This is a genomic window from Kocuria rosea subsp. polaris, from assembly GCF_001483755.1.
GTDB classification, from domain to species: Bacteria; Actinomycetota; Actinomycetes; order Actinomycetales; family Micrococcaceae; genus Kocuria; species Kocuria cellulosilytica.
In genome coordinates, this window is record NZ_LQBK01000033.1 from 103,145 (window position 1) to 119,854 (window position 16,710).

General features: G+C 75.9%; 17 protein-coding genes. 3 read left to right on the forward strand and 14 right to left on the reverse strand.

Annotated features, from left to right (window positions below; genetic code table 11):
- Positions 1 to 35: 35 nt before the first annotated feature.
- The gene (locus AVL61_RS12685) at positions 36 to 1,343 is read right to left on the reverse strand and encodes a hypothetical protein (RefSeq protein WP_157571418.1); all 1,308 of its coding nucleotides are present in this window, start codon (positions 1,341 to 1,343) and stop codon (positions 36 to 38) included.
- A gap of 152 nt (positions 1,344 to 1,495) precedes the next feature.
- Positions 1,496 to 2,476 carry an aquaporin gene (locus AVL61_RS12690; protein WP_058874684.1) on the reverse strand — a complete coding sequence of 327 codons (981 nt, stop codon included), beginning with the start codon at positions 2,474 to 2,476 and terminating at the stop codon, positions 1,496 to 1,498.
- A gap of 143 nt (positions 2,477 to 2,619) precedes the next feature.
- Here AVL61_RS12690 and AVL61_RS12695 point away from each other — a divergent pair, with 143 nt between their 5' ends.
- The gene (locus tag AVL61_RS12695) at positions 2,620 to 3,735 is read left to right on the forward strand and encodes an ADP-ribosylglycohydrolase family protein (RefSeq protein ID WP_058874685.1); all 1,116 of its coding nucleotides are present in this window, start codon (positions 2,620 to 2,622) and stop codon (positions 3,733 to 3,735) included.
- On the opposite strand, the gene AVL61_RS12700 is transcribed toward AVL61_RS12695, so the two are convergent.
- The 8 genes from AVL61_RS12700 to clpS all read right to left on the reverse strand — a co-directional run bounded on the left by AVL61_RS12700 (position 3,704) and on the right by clpS (position 9,606).
- Positions 3,704 to 4,363: a 3'-5' exonuclease gene (locus tag AVL61_RS12700; RefSeq protein WP_082697142.1), complete on the reverse strand. Its 660-nt coding sequence runs from the start codon at positions 4,361 to 4,363 to the stop codon at positions 3,704 to 3,706. The two genes, AVL61_RS12695 and AVL61_RS12700, sit on opposite strands and share 32 nt — an antisense overlap.
- A gap of 22 nt (positions 4,364 to 4,385) precedes the next feature.
- On the reverse strand, positions 4,386 to 5,264 hold the full coding sequence (locus AVL61_RS12705; protein ID WP_058874686.1) for a phosphotransferase family protein: 879 nt from the start codon (positions 5,262 to 5,264) through the stop codon (positions 4,386 to 4,388).
- Positions 5,265 to 5,290: 26 nt separating this feature from the next.
- A complete protein-coding gene (gene rdgB / locus AVL61_RS12710) occupies positions 5,291 to 5,935 on the reverse strand; it encodes an RdgB/HAM1 family non-canonical purine NTP pyrophosphatase (RefSeq protein ID WP_058874687.1) in 645 nt (214 codons plus the stop codon).
- Entirely contained in the window at positions 5,928 to 6,713 is a 786-nt protein-coding gene (rph, locus tag AVL61_RS12715; protein ID WP_058874688.1) for a ribonuclease PH, read from the reverse strand. Before rph ends, rdgB begins: the two co-directional genes overlap by 8 nt.
- A 55-nt stretch (positions 6,714 to 6,768) precedes the next feature.
- Complete coding sequence (locus AVL61_RS12720; RefSeq protein WP_058874689.1) at positions 6,769 to 7,596, reverse strand: MBL fold metallo-hydrolase; 828 nt, start codon at positions 7,594 to 7,596, stop codon at positions 6,769 to 6,771.
- 60 nt (positions 7,597 to 7,656) lie between these two features.
- Complete coding sequence (gene murI, locus AVL61_RS12725) at positions 7,657 to 8,592, reverse strand: glutamate racemase (protein WP_058874690.1); 936 nt, start codon at positions 8,590 to 8,592, stop codon at positions 7,657 to 7,659.
- A 115-nt stretch (positions 8,593 to 8,707) separates the two neighbouring features.
- Positions 8,708 to 9,268 (reverse strand): DUF2017 domain-containing protein, encoded by a 561-nt coding sequence (locus AVL61_RS12730; RefSeq protein ID WP_058874691.1) that lies wholly within the window; start codon positions 9,266 to 9,268, stop codon positions 8,708 to 8,710.
- Positions 9,268 to 9,606 (reverse strand): ATP-dependent Clp protease adapter ClpS, encoded by a 339-nt coding sequence (gene clpS, locus AVL61_RS12735; RefSeq protein WP_058874692.1) that lies wholly within the window; start codon positions 9,604 to 9,606, stop codon positions 9,268 to 9,270. The genes AVL61_RS12730 and clpS overlap by 1 nt, the downstream gene beginning before the upstream one ends.
- Positions 9,607 to 9,661: 55 nt before the next feature.
- Between clpS and AVL61_RS12740 the strand changes: the two genes are divergently transcribed.
- On the forward strand, positions 9,662 to 11,011 hold the full coding sequence (locus AVL61_RS12740) for a nicotinate phosphoribosyltransferase (protein WP_408669423.1): 1,350 nt from the start codon (positions 9,662 to 9,664) through the stop codon (positions 11,009 to 11,011).
- A 95-nt stretch (positions 11,012 to 11,106) separates the two neighbouring features.
- Positions 11,107 to 11,718, forward strand: a complete 612-nt coding sequence (locus AVL61_RS12745; RefSeq protein ID WP_058874693.1) for an isochorismatase family protein — start codon at positions 11,107 to 11,109, stop codon at positions 11,716 to 11,718.
- Positions 11,719 to 11,760: 42 nt separating this feature from the next.
- On the opposite strand, the gene AVL61_RS12750 is transcribed toward AVL61_RS12745, so the two are convergent.
- The 4 genes from AVL61_RS12750 to AVL61_RS12765 all read right to left on the reverse strand — a co-directional run bounded on the left by AVL61_RS12750 (position 11,761) and on the right by AVL61_RS12765 (position 16,572).
- Positions 11,761 to 13,560 (reverse strand): DEAD/DEAH box helicase, encoded by a 1,800-nt coding sequence (locus AVL61_RS12750; RefSeq protein WP_058874694.1) that lies wholly within the window; start codon positions 13,558 to 13,560, stop codon positions 11,761 to 11,763.
- A 122-nt stretch (positions 13,561 to 13,682) separates the two neighbouring features.
- Entirely contained in the window at positions 13,683 to 14,018 is a 336-nt protein-coding gene (locus tag AVL61_RS12755; RefSeq protein ID WP_157571420.1) for a DUF3039 domain-containing protein, read from the reverse strand.
- A gap of 65 nt (positions 14,019 to 14,083) precedes the next feature.
- Positions 14,084 to 15,739 (reverse strand): hypothetical protein, encoded by a 1,656-nt coding sequence (locus AVL61_RS12760; protein WP_231738410.1) that lies wholly within the window; start codon positions 15,737 to 15,739, stop codon positions 14,084 to 14,086.
- Positions 15,721 to 16,572, reverse strand: a complete 852-nt coding sequence (locus AVL61_RS12765; protein ID WP_058874696.1) for an ABC transporter ATP-binding protein — start codon at positions 16,570 to 16,572, stop codon at positions 15,721 to 15,723. The genes AVL61_RS12760 and AVL61_RS12765 overlap by 19 nt, the downstream gene beginning before the upstream one ends.
- Positions 16,573 to 16,710: the final 138 nt, after the last annotated feature.

A 16,710-nucleotide genomic window follows, 5' to 3' on the forward strand; every position in this document is an offset into this window, starting at 1 on the left:
GGCCCGCCGGGCCCAGGGCCCGGCGGGCGCCGCGCTCAGAGATCGCCGAGGTCGATGCGCCGCCAGCGGTGCACGAAGGCCAGGGCGGTGGCCAGCAGGGCGGCCGCCGCCACCACGGGCACCAGCGCCGCGCTCCGGTAGCCCCAGGACTCCCCCAACCACCCTGACAGGGCCAGGCCCCCGGTCAGCCCCACGCTCATCATGGCGGTCATCACCGTGGTCAGGGCCGTGACCCGGGCGCTCGGGGCCACGAGCCGCGCGATCTCGTAGACCGCCACCAGGCACGGGCCCGTGGTCAGCCCGGCGAGCGCCAGCACCACCACCATCCCCACGGAGTCGTCCGGGATGGTCAGGAGCATCGCGGCGAGCACGGCACCGGAGGCCGCCGCCACCCAGCGGTTCCACAGCCGGAGCTCCTCGCTGCGGGCGGACGCGGCCACCGCCGCCAGGGCCGACGTGAGCCCGGAGACCGCGTACAGCCAGCTGACCGAGATCACCGCGTCCACGGCGGTCGCGAAGACCACGACCGCGCCGAGGGTCGAGCCCACGAGGCAGCCCAGCGCGCCCATGCCCAGCACGGGGAGCAGCCGGATCCGGCGCGCCCTGCGACGTCGCCGGCGGACCGCCCGGGTCGGCGCGGACGGGGCGGAGGGCCGGAAGCTGATGAGCCCCCGCGGCAGCCGGGCGGAGCAGTGCAGCAGGAACACCGTGGTGCCCACGAGCGTGAGCGTGGCCGCGAGCACCAGCACGGCGAGCGGCCCTAGGGTCACGGCCACGAGGCCGGTCAGCGCGGCGGCGAGGACGGTGGCCACGGAGTCCATGACGCTCTCGTGGCGCAGCGCGGTGTCGAAGAGGTCCTCCCGGGAGTCCCGGGCCAGCAGGGACCACCAGCGCAGCCGGCACGCGACGCCCATCTGCGGCAGCACGAGGCCGGCGAGCAGGCACGGCAGGACCAGCTGGGCCGGGGCGGCGCCGCTGTCGGCGGCCAGGTCCGGCAGCCGGCGCACGAGCCACCAGACCGCGAGCGGATTGACGAGGGTGAGCAGCACCAGGCCCAGCTGCCGCCGGCGCCAGGACGCGGCCGCCCCCATGGCGAGTCCGCACAGGGCCGAGCCGAACGTCACGGCGGCGGCGCACAGCGTGCCCAGGGCCGGGGAGCCGGAGATCAGCGCCACCGTGGTCAGCACGCCGAGCGGCACCATGGTCTGGGGCAGCCGCACGAGCAGGGTCAGCACGGGGTACAGGGCCCCGCTGACGGCGGCCAGCTCCCGGGAGTCCGCCAGGGGTGAGCGGGAGGCCGTGCTGAAGCCTCCCAGGGGCTCGGCGGCGCGCACACTGCTCACGAGGGTCCTCCGCTTCCTGCCGACGGCGGCCGGGCAGGACCCAGACTAGCCCCGCCGGCGGGTCGATGACGGAAAGCGTCGGTCCCCGCCGCGGCCGGTGGGTCCCGCGGCCCGGCCGGACCCGGGCCGGCCGGGCCCGGCGGGTCCCCGGCTCAGCGCTCCGGGTCCGTGGGACGAGGCGCAGCCGGTGCCGGGGCGGGCGCGGTGGGCGCGGCGGGCCCGTCGGCGCCCCGGTGCGGCCGGGACAGGTCCGCCGAGCGGTGGACGAGACCGGCCACGAGGCCGCCGAGCAGCGGGGCGGCCCAGAAGAGCCACAGCTGGCCCAGGTGCGCGGCCCCGCCGACCACGGCGGCGCCCGTCGAGCGGGCGGGGTTCAGCGATCCGCCGTCGAACGGCGCGGTGATCGTGAGCAGGAAGGCGAAGGCCGCTCCGATGGCCACGGGGGCGAGGACCGCGTTGGCCCGCGGCGCGGTGGAGCCCAGGACCACGAGGGCGAACAGGGCGGTCGCCACGAACTCGACGAGCAGCACGGTGGTCCACCCGGCCTGGGAGGTGGAGTTCTCCCCGAAGCCGTTGGAGACCGCGCCGAGGACCTGCGCCGTGGTCGAGGAGTCGAGCAGCGTCACGAGCACCGCCCACAGCACGCCCGCGGCGGCCAGCGCGCCGAGCACCTGCGCCACCACGTAGCCGAGCGCGGATCTCGCGGGGGTTCGCCCGGCCACGACCGCGGCGAGGGTGACCGCCGGGTTGAAGTGGCCCCCGGAGACGTGCCCGAAGGCGACGATCGCGGCGAGCAGCCCGAGGCCGAAGCCGAGCGCGGAGTCGATGACCTCGGTCGCGAACATGCCCGTGCCCAGGCCCGCGAAGACCAGCAGCGCCGTGCCGGCGAACTCGGCCGCCCACCGGGCGGGCGCGGACGCGGCGTCCGCGGCGCCGGCGGGCACGGTCTGTTTCCGTGCGGCGACGGGCACGGGCCCCGCGAGGCCCTCCGTGCCGGGGCCGGCGGGCCCGTCGTCGTGGACGGCGCTGTCGTGAACGGTGTCGTCGCGGACGGTGTCGTCGCGGACAGTGCTGTCGTGGACGGCGTCGTCGCGGACGGCCGGCGGGGTCGTACCGGGAACGTGCTGGCTCATGGAGCTCTCCTCGTGGGTGGGGGCGGCACGGCGGGGGATGCCGTGCCGGTGGGGCGCGGGGCACCCGTGCCATGCAAGCACAGCCGGTTGAAGGGCGGCTGAACCCGCCCCGGGACGTGCCGGGCCCCGACTACACTGACCGCATGCCCGCTCCCCTGCTCTTCCCCGACGCCGGCCTCGACCCCGCCTGGCCCGAGTACGCCGACTCGGTGCGGGCCGCCCTGCTGGGCGGCGCCCTCGGGGACGCGGTCGGCGCCCCTGCGCGCGCCGACCGGGGCGTGCACCCCGGGGCGGCCGCTCCGGCGGACCCGGACGGCTCCGACGTGCTGCGGATCTCCGCCGGCACCCAGCTGACGCTCTACACCCTGGACGCCCTGCAGGAGGTCGTCGAGTGGGCCAACCAGGGCCACGCCGCCGACGAGACCGCGTGCCTGTGGCTGGCCTACCTGCGCTGGCTGCACGCCCAGGGCGAGCCCCACCCGGCCGGGGCGCCGCGACCGCTGCCCCGCCGGATCGACGAGGAGGACGTCCTGCACGCCGTGCGGCAGCCCGACGGGACGGTGCTGGAGGCGCTCCGGACCGGCCGGATGGGCGAGGTCGAGCGTCCCGTGCTGCCGGACGCCGAGGGCGCCGGGGCGGTGCTGCGCTCCGCCCCGTTCGGCCTCCTCCCCCACATCGGCTGGCGCACGCTCGTTCCGCTGGCCGTCAACGGTGCCGCGCTCACCCACGGGCACCCCGAGGCGCAGACGGCGGCGGCCGTCCACGGCCTCGTGGTCCACGCCGCCGTGCGGGCCCGCCGGGAGGGCCTGCCGCGGCCGGTCGCCGCGGCCGTGGCCGCCGCCCGCGGGACGGCGGAGAACCTCACGCGCCCGGTGGCCGAGACCCTCGCCCGGATCGACGACGCCGTGCGCGCCGCCGGGCGGGAGGACCCCGTCCCGGGGACGCGCCCGGGTCCGCTCGGCGCCGGCCGGTCGGCCCCGGAGGTCCTGGCGGGCGGGCTCTCGGCGGCCCTGCGCGCGGAGGCCGGGACCCCGGGCGCCCCGGACCCGCGGGCCGTGCTGCGTTTCGCGGTGGAGCTGGGCACCGCCCACGACGGCGACCCCGCGGCCGCCGCGGCGATCGCCGGTGGGGTCACGGGGGCGGCGCTGGGGACGGCCGCGCTGCCGCCCGAGGAGGTCGCCCGGCTGGACGCCGGGCGCGCGCTCTCGGGGGCGGCGGAGCGCTGGCTCAGGGAAGTGGGGGCGCCGCCAGCCGCTTGACGTCCAGGCCCGCGCCGGCGAGCAGCTCCCGGACGCTGCGCGCGCCGGCCCGGCGGACCAGGTCCAGCACGATCCCCGCGCACGCCCGGGCGTCCTCGAGGGCGTCGTGGTGCCGGCGCAGCGGCACCCCGGCGGCCTCGGCCGCCCGGGGCAGCGCGTAGGACGGCAGGTCGTAGCCGCGCCGTGCCAGCGCCAGGCTGCACGCGTAGGCCAGCGGGGCGTGCCGCGTGTCCGTCTCCGCGCACGCGGCGCGGATCACCCCCATGTCGAAGGCCGCGTTGTGCGCGACCACGAGCTCGTCGGGATCCTCCGCGAGGATCCACTCCTCGATCCGCGGCCACAGCTCGGCGAAGCCGGGGCGGCCCGCGACGGTCCGCTCGGTGATCCCGTGGATGCGCGTGTTGCCGGGGTCGAAGGCCGCGCGCGTGCGCGGCGGGCGCATGTACGCGGAGCGCTCCTCCACCACCCGGCCGCCGCGGACCCGCACCAGGCCCACGGCGCACGGGGAGCCGATGAAGCGGTTGGCTGTCTCGAAGTCGATGGCGGTGAAGGCGAGGGACGAGGGGTCCGCGGCCGAGGGTGCGGTGGTCGTGGCGGGGTTCGTGGCGGGGGAAGCGGGGAACGGCACCGGACCAGCCTACTGCGCCGGCTCAGGCGCAGATGCCGCGCAGGTTGGTCTCGATCCAGTCGTCGGCCCGCGCGATGGACTGGTTGACCTGGGCGGTGTCGAGGTCGTGGTGCAGGGCGTACGCGACGGCCTGCAGCGGGAAGGTGCGCGCGTGCAGCCGGGCCCGCTCGTAGACGGTCTCCGAGACGGCGGCGCGCAGGGTGTCCCAGCCGTACCACAGCCCCAGGGACGCGGCGTCGTGCGCGGGGTCGGACAGGCAGGCGTGGTCCCAGTCGATGACGCCCGTGAGCTCCTCCCCGTCCCACAGCATGTTGTGCCCCATGAGGTCCCCGTGCACCAGGGTCGGCACCACGGTGGGCAGCGCGGCGAGCTCGGCGACGGCCCGCCGCGCGGCCTCCTGGTTGCGGGGCAGCAGCCGCGGGATGACCTCGTCGAGGAGCACGTGCCGCCGCCGGTGCCCGCCCCAGTGCTGACCGGGACGGTCGAGGTACCGCGCGAAGCCCGTGGTGTCGACCTCGGCCAGCTCGGTCAGCACCCGGTGCAGCACGGCCGGGTCCCCGTGCCCGGGCGGGTGCGGGTCACCGGGGCACCACGTCAGGCCCACTCCGGTGTAGCCGTGGGAGACCACCACATCGGTGAGCGGCCGCGGGGTCGCGAAGGAGAAGCGCGGCAGCCGCCGCAGCACCTCCGTGCGGCGCTGGACGTGCTCGCAGACCGTGGCGTTCTTGGCGATCCGCACGGAGATCACGTGCCCCACGTTCACCACCACGTGGGCGGACCCGCCGGCGTGCACCTCCCACTGGCTCGGGTCGGCGCTCGGATCGGCGCTCATCCCGGCCTCCCGCAGGACGTCCTCGACGGCGCCGGCGAACGGCAGGTGGTGGAGCTGCGACCAGGGCATGGGCAACTTCCTCGGTTCGGACGGGCTCAGTCGGGGACGGCGGCGCGGCCGAGGGCGGCGAGCAGGTGCGGGAGCAGGGCCCGCATGGCGCGCCCGCGGTGGCTGATGGCGTTCTTCTCCGCGCGCGTGAGCTCGGCGCAGGTCCGGTCGAGCCCGTCGGGGCGCAGCACGGGGTCGTAGCCGAAGCCGCCGTCCCCGGCCGGTTCGCGCAGCAGCGTCCCGCGCAGCACGCCGGTCTCGACGTGCTCCTCCCCGTCCGGGGTCACGAGGGCCGCGGCGCACACGAACTGCGCGCCGCGGTGGGCGTCGGGGACGTCCGAGAGCTGGGCGAGCAGCAGCCGCAGGTTCGCGGCGTCGTCGCCGTGCCGCCCGGACCACCGTGCCGAGAAGATCCCGGGGGCCCCGCCCAGGACGTCCACGGCCAGGCCGGAGTCGTCGGCGACGGCGACGAGGCCGGTCGCGGCGGCGGCGGCGCGGGCCTTGAGCAGGGCGTTGGCCGCGAAGCTCGTGCCGTCCTCCACGACGTCCGGGGCGCCGGCCGTGCCGGCGTCCACCACGAGGCGTTCCACGTCCGTGCCGGGCAGCGCCTCCGCGAGCAGGTCCCGCAGCTCCACGAGCTTGCCCGCGTTGTGGGTGGCCAGGACCACCCGTGCGCCGTCGTGCTCACCCATCGTCGCCCTCGCGCAGGGTCTCGACCTGGATCTGGGTGAGCTGGGCGCACCCGGCCAGCGCGAGGTCGAGCAGGGCGTCGAGCTCGGCCCGGTCGAACGGGGCGCCCTCGGCGGTCCCCTGCACCTCGACGAAGTCGCCGGACCCGGTGACCACCACGTTCATGTCCGTCTCGGCCCGGACGTCCTCGACGTACGGGAGGTCGAGCATCGGGACGCCGTCGATGATGCCCACGGACACGGCGGCCACGGTGTCGGTGAGCGGCTGGGCGCGGCGGGCGACGAGCCCCTCGGTCCGGGCCCAGCCGATGGCCTCGGCGAGGGCCACGTAGGCGCCGGTGATGGCCGCGGTGCGGGTGCCGCCGTCGGCCTGCAGGACGTCGCAGTCGAGGACCACGGTGTTCTCCCCCAGGGCGGAGAGGTCGATGACCGAGCGCAGGGAGCGCCCGATGAGCCGGGAGATCTCGTGGGTGCGCCCGCCGATCTTGCCCTTCACGGACTCGCGCGCGGACCGGGTGGAGGTGGCCCGCGGGAGCATCGCGTACTCGGCGGTCACCCAGCCGCGGCCCTCCCCCTTGAGCCAGCGCGGCACGCCCTCGGTCACGGACGCCGTGCACAGCACCCGCGTGCTGCCGAACTCGATGAGGGCGGAGCCCTCCGCCTGCTGGGACCAGCCGCGGGTGATGGTGATGGGCCGCAGCTCGCCGGGCGAGCGGCCGTCCGACCGGGTCACCCCCGGGGTCGAGGGGGCCGGTGCGCTCTGGTCGACGGGGGAATCCATGGGCTCCACCTTACCCCTCGGTCCCGGCCCCCCGCCCGGCCGCCGGAGGTGGTGCTCACGGTCCGACGGCGGCCGCGGGACGGCCGCTGCCGCGGCGGACGATCCGGTAGGTGTAGGCGGGCTCCGCCACCCCGATGGGCCCCTCGAAGACCTCCTGCGCCTCCTCGACGGCCCGGGTCGGCGAGTTCCAGACCGGCAGGTGCGTCAGCAGCAGCTTGCGCACCCCGGCGTCCCGGGCGGCCTCCGCGGCGCGCCGGCCGGTGAGGTGGATGCCGCGCAGCGCGTCATCCCGGCCCTCGTGGTAGGCGGCCTCGCACAGGAAGACGTCGGCGTCCCGGGCGGCGCGCACGAGGCCCTCGCACGCGTCGGTGTCCCCCGAGTAGGCCAGGGTGCTCGGACCCATGACCCCGTCGTAGTCGATGCGCAGGGCGTACGGCTCAGGGGTGGGGTGCTCCACCAGGAACGGCGTGATCGTGAACGGCCCCACCCGCACGGGCTGCTCGGGGGCCCAGGTGTGGAAGTCGAACTCCCCGTGCATCCCGGGCTCCGCCGGGAGCCCGTGGGTGCTGCTGAGGTACTCGTGCAGGCCGGTGGGCGCCCACAGCGGGATCGGGGCGCGGCCCCAGCCCCGCGGGTCCCACTTGATCGCCACGTGCAGCCCGGCCAGGTCGATGCAGTGGTCGGGGTGCAGGTGGCTGACGAGCACCGCGTCGATGTCGTGCAGGTCCATGTGGCGCTGCAGCACGCCGAGGGCGCCGTTGCCCATGTCCAGCAGGATGCGCCAGGTCCGCCCCTCGTCGTCCTCGCCGCTGACGAGGTAGCAGGAGGCCGGGGAGTTCGGCCCCGCGAAGGAGCCGGTGCATCCGACGATGGTGAGTTTCATGGAGCGTGTGCCTTCCAGGGAGGACCGGTGGGACGGCGGCCGCACCGGCCGCGGGGCTGCTCAGGGAGCGGACGGGCCGGTTCCCCCGATCATCTCCGGGGTGATCCGCGCGAGCGAGCCCGTGGGGTACTGCTCCGCCACGGAGCTGGTGTGCCGGACGCGGGCGACCTCCGGCCCCAGGAACCGCCGGGCGAGGACCTCGAACGAGGCGGCGTCCCCGGTGGCGAGGAACTCGTGGTGGGCGGGCAGGCTCGGGTCCCGCTCGAGCCCGTGGCCGACCAGCGCCCGGTAGACGTCCTTGGCGGTCTCCTCCGCGCTCGAGACCAGGGTGACGGCGTCGCCCATCACGTAGGAGATCACGCCGGTGAGCAGGGGGTAGTGGGTGCAGCCCAGGACCAGGGTGTCCACGTCGGCGGCCCGGAGCGGGTCCAGGTAGGCCTGCGCCGTGGCCAGGAGACCGGGCCCCGTGGTGACCCCCGCCTCCACGTAGTCGACGAACGCCGGGCAGGCCACCGAGTCGATGCGCAGGTGGGGGGCCGCCGCGAACGTGTCGTCGTAGGCGCGGGAGCCGACGGTCGCCTCCGTGCCGATGACCCCGATCCGGCTGTTGCGGGTCGAGGCCACCGCCCGGCGCACCGCCGGCTGGATGACCTCCACCACGGGGATCCCGTAGACCCGGGTGTAGCGCTCCCTGGCGTCGCGGAGCACCGCGGCGGACGCCGTGTTGCAGGCGATCACCAGCAGCTTGACGCCCGAGTCCACGAGCTCGTCCATGATGCGCAGGGCGTGCGCCCGGACCTCGGCGATCGGCAGCGGCCCGTAGGGCCCGTGCGCGGTGTCCCCCACGTAGACGATCTCCTCGTGGGGCAGCTGGTCGATGATGGCGCGGGCCACGGTGAGGCCGCCCACCCCGGAGTCGAACACGCCGATGGGTGAACCGGGGTTGGGGCGCCGCGCGGTGCGTCCGCCGGGCCCGAAGACGTCGTCATCCTGCATATCGTCAAGAGCGTAGTCCCGGGCGTGCCGCCGCCCCAAACCGCGCCGCGGCCGCGCCGCCGTGATGCGCGTCACCCTCCGACCCGGCGGAGGCCTCCGGGGGCGTCGTGGCCGGTCAGTCGCGGGGCAGCTCGTGGAGCAGCGCCTCCATGAGGGTCTCCTGCAGCCACGAGACGAAGTTGTACAGCAGCGACATGTACGTCTCGACGTCCTCGATGGCGGTCCAGTCGTCGTAGCGCCCCACCCGCTCGGCGTCCTCCTCGCTCCGGATCCCGAGGCGGTCCGCCAGCACCAGTCGCACGTCGTTGAGGGCCCGGCCGAAGGCCTGCGCCTGCTCCGGGTCCAGCCGCACGGGCTGCGCCTCCAGCGCCAGGGCGGCCTGCTTCAGCACGCCCCGCTTCGTCTCCCGCAGCCCACGCTCCGTGTACCGGCGGAACTCGGCGGCGCGCTCGGGGTCCAGGCTGCCGTCGGGCAGCAGCCGCCGCAGCGCGGAGTCGTCGGGGACGGTGGCGTCCCCGGACACGCCGAGCATCCGCTCGAGGGAGTCCTCGGAGGCCGGCTCCTCGGGCGCGAGCGCCTGGGCCACGTCCGCGAACAGCTTCTGCAGCAGCTCCTTCTCGGCGTCCTCGAAGCGGGCGGTGATGCCCCGGCGGCTGGACCGGAAGCCCTGCGCCATCAGTGGCCCCCCGCCTGCTCGAAGGTGGCCCAGAGCCCGAAGCCGTGCATCGCCGCGGTGTGGGTCTCCGCCTCCTCGAGGGATCCGCTGGCCACCACGGAGCGCCCGTGGTGGTGGACCTCCAGCATCAGGGAGCGGGCCTTCTCCTCCGGGTAGCCGAAGTAGGAGCGGAACACGTACGTGACGTAGCTCATGAGGTTGACGGGGTCGTCCCACACGACCACGTTCCACGGGGTCTCGGTCGCCGCGGCCACGGACGCGGCGCCGGCGGGCCGGGTGCCGGTCTCCGGGGTGGCGGTGGCCGCGGGGCGGGCGGCGGCGGGAGCAGTGCAGTGCATGGTCCGCCCATCGTAGCGAGTGCCGGAGCCCGGGCGCACCGGCGGCGTCGCTAGAGTGGTCCCCGTGAACCAGCGCAGCCACCGGTGGGCCCCGCCGCCCACGTCCCTGATGACCGACCACTACGAGCTGACCATGCTGCAGGCCGCCCTGCACGCCGGCACCGCGCAGCGGCGCAGCGTGTTCGAGGTCTTCGCCCGGCGGCTGCCGGCCGGCCGCCGCTACGGCGTGGTGGCGGGCACCGGGCGCCTGCTCGAGGGGCTCGACAGCTTCCGCTTCGGCGACGACCAGCTGCGCTTCCTCGCGGACACCGGCGTGGTCAACCGCGCCACCCTGGACTACCTGGCGGACTTCCGGTTCACCGGGTCGATCTCCGGCTACGCGGAGGGCGAGGCCTACTTCCCCTCCTCGCCGCTGCTCGTGGTCGAGGCCACGTTCGCCGAGGCGTGCGTGCTCGAGACGTACTTCCTGTCGGTGCTCAACTACGACAGCGCCGTGGCCTCGGCCGCCTCCCGCATGGTGGGGGCCGCGGCAGGACGTCCGTGCATCGAGATGGGCTCCCGGCGCGCCCACGAGGAGGCGGCGGTCGCGGCCGCGCGGGCGGCGGTCATCGGCGGGTTCGACTCGACGTCGAACCTCGAGGCCGGGCACCGCTACGGGATCCGGACCGTCGGGACCGCGGCCCACTCGTTCACGCTCCTGCACGACTCGGAGGAGGACGCCTTCCGCGCCCAGCTCCAGTCCATGGGCCGGGACACCACCCTGCTCGTCGACACCTACGACGTCGAGTCCGCGGTCCGGAAGGCCGTGGAGCTCGCCGGCCCGGAGCTGGGCGGCGTGCGCCTGGACTCGGGCGACCTCGTGACCCAGGCCGCCTGGGTGCGGGGGCTCCTCGACGAGCTCGGCAACCCGGGCACCCGCATCACCGTCACCTCGGACCTGGACGAGTACGCGATCGCGGCCCTGAACGCCGCGCCCGTGGACGCGTTCGGCGTGGGCACCCGCGTGGTCACCGGCTCGGGCGCGCCGACGTCGTCCATGGTCTACAAGCTGGTGGCCCGCGAGGACTCCTCCGGAGAGCTGCGGCCCGTGGCGAAGGCCGCCAAGGGCAAGGTGTCCGTGGGCGGGCGCAAGCACGCCCTGCGGCGCCGGGACGAGCAGGGCACGGCGACCCACGAGGTGGTCGGCATCGGGCGGCTGCCCGACGACGACGGCGACGACCGGCCGCTGCTCGAGGACTTCGTCCGCGACGGCGAGCTGCTGGACGGCTGGACCGGGCCCGCCGGGGTCCGGCGGGCCCGCGAGCGGCACGCGGCGTCCGTGGCGGAGCTGCCCCGCTCGGCCCGGCGGCTCAGCGAGGGCGACCCCGTCATCCCGACCGTGCTGGGCCCGGACGCCCCGGTCTGAGCCGCCGTCCGGGCGCACCGGGACGAGGACCACCGAACGAGACCCACCGAGCGGAAACCATCGAGCGAGAACCGTCGAACAGAGGGAGGAACACCATGAGGACCGCACTGATCGTCGTCGACGTGCAGAACGACTTCTGCGAGGGCGGGTCGCTGGCCGTCACCGGGGGCGCGGCGGTGGCGGCCGCCGTGTCGGAGCACCTCGAGGACCACCACGGCGACTACGCGGCCGTGGCGGCCACGCAGGACTGGCACGTCGACCCCGGGGCGCACTTCTCCGACGAGCCGGACTACGTGGACTCCTGGCCCGTGCACTGCGTCGCCGAGTCCCGCGGGGCCCACGTCCACCCCGACCTGGACACGGACTGGATCCAGGCGTGGTTCCGCAAGGGCGAGCACTCCGCCGCCTACTCCGCGTTCGAGGGCCTGCTGGCCCCGGACGCGGACGTGCCGATGGGCGACGACGAGGACGTCGACGACGAGCCCGACGTGAGTCTCGACGACTGGCTGCGGGAGCACGAGGTCGAGGCCGTGGACATCGTGGGGCTTGCGACCGACCACTGCGTGCGGGCGACCGCCCTGGACGCCGTCGAGGCCGGCTACGACACCCGGGTGCTGGTGGACCTCACCGCGGGCGTCGCCGAGGAGAGCACCGAGCGCGCCCTGCGGCAGATGGCCGAGGCCGGGGTCGAGGTCGTCCGGTCCTGACCGGCCCGGCCGCGGCCCGGGCGGGCCGCGGCCGGGCGCGGCTCACTTGCGGCCGATGAACCAGTCCTGCAGCTTCTTGACGCGCGCCTGCAGCTGCGCCTCGTTGGCCTGCGCCACCGCGGGGCCCCCGCACACGCGGCGCAGCTCGTTGTGCACCACGCCGTGCGGGGTGCCGGTGCGCGAGGCCCAGGCCGAGACGTTCTTGGACAGGGTGGCGCGCAGCTCCTTGAGCCGCCGGTGGTCGGGCACCGCCGGCTCCGGGGCCCGGGCGGCACCCGGGCGCCGGCGGGCGTGCTGGGACTGCCGCTCCCGCAGCAGCGCCGAGACCTGGTCGGCCTCGAGCAGGCCCGGGATGCCGAGGAAGTCCGCCTCCTCCTCCGAGCCCACCGCCACGCCGCCGCCGAAGGCGCCGCCGTCGAAGAGCACCCCGTGGAAGGACGCGTCCGAGCCGATGGCCTCGAAGCGGCCCTGGGCGAGCGCCGCGGAGGCCTTCTCCTCGCGGTTGGCCTCCTCGAGCAGATCGTCGTCCCAGCCCTCCTCGAGCGGGTCCGCGGGCAGGCCGGTCTCCTCCGCGGCGGGCTTGTCCAGGGCGTGGTCCCGCTCGGCCTCCATCTCGTTGGCGAGCTGCATCAGCGCCGGCACGGACGGCAGGAAGACGGAGGCCGTCTCCCCGCGCTTGCGGGCGCGCACGAAGCGGCCGACCGCCTGCGCGAAGAACAGCGGCGTGGAGGTCGACGTCGCGTAGACCCCCACGGCGAGCCGCGGGACGTCGACGCCCTCGGAGACCATGCGCACGGCCACCATCCACCGGCTGTCCCCGGCCGAGAACTCGTCGATCCGGTCCGAGGCGCCCTTGTCGTCGGAGAGGACCACGGTGGGGCTCTCCCCGGTGATCCGGCGCAGCTGCGCCGCGTAGGCCTTCGCGTCCTGGTGGTCGGTCGCGATGACCATCGCCCCGGCGTCGGGCACGGTGCGCCGCACCTCCGTGAGCCGCTGGTCCGCGGCCTGGAGCACCGACGGGATCCACTGCCCGTTCGGGTCCAGCGCCGTGCGCCAGGCGTGGGCGGTGATGTCCTTCGTGAAGCCCTCGCCGAGCTCCGCGGCCATCTCCTCGCCCGCGCTCGTGCGCCAGCGCATCTGCCCCGAGTAGGCGAGGAAGATCACGGGCCGGACCACGTGGTCCTTGAGGGCGTCGCCGTAGCCGTAGGTGTAGTCGGAGCTCGAGCGGCGGATGCCGTCCCCGTCCTCCACGTAGCGCACGAACGGGATCGGCGCGGTGTCCGAGCGGAAGGGGGTGCCGGTCAGGGCGAGCCGGCGGGCCGCGGGGTCGAAGGCCTCCTGCAGCCCGTCGCCCCACGTGAGGGAGTCCCCGGCGTGGTGGATCTCGTCCATGATCACCAGCGTCCGGCCGGCCTCCGTGCGGGCCCGGTGCAGGAGCGGCTTCATCGCCACCTGCGAGTAGGTCACGGCCGCGCCCAGGTAGTCCCGGCCGTGGGAGCCGTCCGCGTTCTTGAAGTTCGGGTCGATGGCCAGGCCCACGCGAGCCGCGGCGTCCGCCCACTGCCGCTTGAGGTGGTCCGTGGGCGTCACCACCGTGATCCGGTTGACGGTGCCGCGGTCGAAGAGCTCCTTGGCCACCCGCAGCGCGAAGGTCGTCTTGCCGGCGCCGGGGGTCGCGACGGCCATGTAGTCCCGGGGCTGGGTCTCGAAGTAGCGCCGCAGCGCCTCCGCCTGCCAGGCGCGCAGCTTGGGGGCGGTGCCCCACGCGGCGCGGTCGGGGTAGGCCGGGGGGAGGTCGGCGGCGGCAGCGCCGAACAAGGACAGCTGGTCGTCCTGGGACACTCTGGCGACGTCCTTTCGCTCGTGGTCCCGCGGCCTCGTGGTCGCGGTGGCTGGCAGGGGGCGCGGCGGCGGGCCACGCAAAAGCGCCCGCCGGCGGCGGGCGCTTGCTCGACGGGCGGTGCTCAGCCCTGGTCGTCGCCCTGGTCGTTCGGGGGGCGCAGGCCGTCGTAGATCTCCTTGCAGGTGGGGCACACGGGGAACCGCTGCGGGTCGCGGCCCGGGACCCAGACCTTGCCGCACAGGGCGATCACCGGCTCGCCCGAGAGGGCGGACTCCATGATCTTCTCCTTGCGCACGTAGTGCGCGAAGCGCTCGTGGTCGCCCGGCTCCTGGAGCTCCCGGGTCTCCTCGCGCTCGATCGTGGAGGTGCCCCCGGCCGGCTGCGCCGGGTCGGTGCCGTAGGGGCTGTCGTCCAGGCCGTTCGTCGGGGTGCCGGTGGTCGCCGCTGAGACATGCATGGGCGCCACTTTACCCCGTTCCCGCCGGCCCCGCGTGCCCCGGCGGGCTCCCGCACCGGCCCGGCTCAGCGGAACTGGGCGACCTCCAGGAGCAGCTCGGGGGCCCGCCGGTCGTACCAGCGCCCGCCGAGGACGATCCCGCCCCAGCACAGCAGCGGACCGAGCACCGCCCCGGCGGCCAGCGCGCCCCAGCCCCAGACGGGGTCGCCGGTGAACAGCTGCACGAGCAGGAGGACGGCGGCGGGCAGCATGAGCACGACGACGAGCCCCAGCGCCACGAACTGCACCAGGACGTTGAGGACGGTGAAGCCCTGCGGCGTCTTCAGCGGCGACGCTCCCGGTGGGGCCACCGGATAGGTGTACCGGGCGGACATCACCGAGGACAGGCCCGCCCCGCCCAGCAGCGCCAGCAGCGCGGTGCCCGCGATCCCGGGCAGCAGCTGCCAGCGGCCCTCGACCGCGAACGGCAGCAGCAGCCCGAGGGCCGTCAGCGGCACGGCGATCACGAGCAGCGCGAGCACCCGGCCCGCGCGGTCGTGCACGCCCCGCACCCCCGAGAGGACGTGCAGGTGCAGGGCGGTGTTGTCGTAGGACACGTCGCCCGAGATCTGGTAGGCGAGCAGCGCCGCGATCATCGGCCCCAGGCCGTAGAGGAGGACGCTGCCGCCACCGGGGTCCCGGGAGAACCACAGGAGCACGGCGAGGGCGGGGATGACCAGCAGCCCGGCGGCGTAGCGGGGGTCCCGGACCCAGTAGACCAGGCACCGCGCGGCGACGGCCGCCCACGGGCGTCGGGGCACCCGGTCGAACAGCCCCGCGCCCGCGGCCCCCTCGCGCGGGGCCGCGGCCCGCCCGCCGGCCGCGCTGGTCAGCGCCCGCTCCTGGGCCGTCCGCCAGACCAGCACGAGCAGGACGGTGGTCAGCGCGGTGACGGCCAGCCGGGCGGCGGCCGGACCCCACCGGCCCGCGGCGACGTCCGCGGGCACCGCCCACACGGCGCCGACGGGGGTCCACGCCAGCACGCCGGCGTACTGCGGCAGCCGGTCCCACAGCCGCTCGAGCCCGCTCAGCAGGCCCGTGAGGATCGGGCCGAGCAGCACCAGCAGCACGAGCGCCGCCAGCGAGACCAGCTCCGTGAGCCGCCGCCGGCGGCCGAGACCGACGGCGAGGGCCGTGACGCAGCGGGAGCCCGCGACCAGGAGGGCGAGCGCCGCGGGCACGCACACGAGGGCCGCGAGCAGCGCGGCCGGGGACGAGCGCCAGGCGCTCGCCGCCGCGAGGAGCGCCACGGTGGTGAGCGCGCCCGGCACGCCGACGAGCGCGCCGAGCGCCTGGCCCCACTGGACCTGGCCCACGGAGAGGGGGAACAGGGCGAGGCGGGCGGGGTCCAGCGTGGCGTCGGCGCGCGCGGCGAGGACGGGCAGCAGCCACCAGGCCAGCACGGCCGCCGTCCCGGCCAGCACGAGCACGGTGCGCACCAGGGACAGCTCCTGGCGGCCGAGGAGGAACAGCGCGACCACGGCGAGGCCCAGCAGGAACAGGAAGTAGGCCGCGCCGAGCACGGTCCCCACGAGCACCCAGGTGCTGCGGGTCAGGGTGTTGACGAGGATCCTCGCCTTCAGGCCCACGAGACGGCCGGCCAGGACGGCCGTGCCCGCCCGGGCGGGGGCGAGGCCCCCCGGGGACGGGGCGAGGTCGGGGCTCACTCCGGGCGCAGCCACGAGAGCCCCTCCCCCGTCTCCCGGCGCCCGCCGACCAGCTCCACGAACCGGTCCTCGAGCGTGGCCCCGGCCCGGACCTCGTCGACCGTCCCGGCGGCCAGCACCCGGCCGCCGTCCATGACGGCGACGTGGTCGCACATCCGCTGCACGAGGTCCATGACGTGGCTGGAGACGACCACGGTCCCGCCGGCGGCCACGAAGCCGTGCAGGATCTCGCGGATGTTGGCGGCCGAGACGGGGTCGACCGACTCGAACGGCTCGTCGAGGACCAGCAGGCTCGGGGCGTGGATGAGGGCCCCGGCCAGCGCGATCTTCTTGGTCATGCCGGCGGAGTAGTCCTGGACCTGCGTCCCGGCGTCGGGGACCAGGTCCATGACGCGCAGCAGGTCCTCGGTGCGCTCGGCCACGACCGCACGGTCCATGCCGCGCAGCAGACCGGAGTAGGTGACGAGCTGACGTCCCGTGAGCCGGTCGAACAGGTGCAGGCCGTCCGGCAGCACCCCCATGAGCTGCTTGGCCCGCCGGGGCTCGGCCCAGACGTCGACACCGGCCACCCGGGCCGTGCCCGCCGTCGGGCGGAGGAGGCCGGTCGCCATGGACAGCATCGTGGTCTTGCCGGCGCCGTTGCGCCCCACGAGCCCGAAGAAGGAGCCGCGGGGGACGTCGAGGTCCACGCGGTCCACCGCGACCTTGGCCTCGGGGGTGCCCGGGCGGCCGAAGACCCGCACGAGGCCGCGCACGCTCAGGGCCGGCGGCCCTCCGGACGGTGGCACGGACGCGGCCGGGGCGCCGGCCCGGTCCGGGGCGGTCTGCGGGAGGTGCTGGTGGCTCATGCGTTCAGCGTAGGCAGGCGGGGACCCGGCACGCCTCCGGCGCGCGGCGGAGCCCGGCCGGGGCGGGTGCTCCGCCGCGCGGTGGACGAGGGGCGGCGGCACCGCGCCCGGACCCGCCGGGCGGCCTCAGCAGGCCGT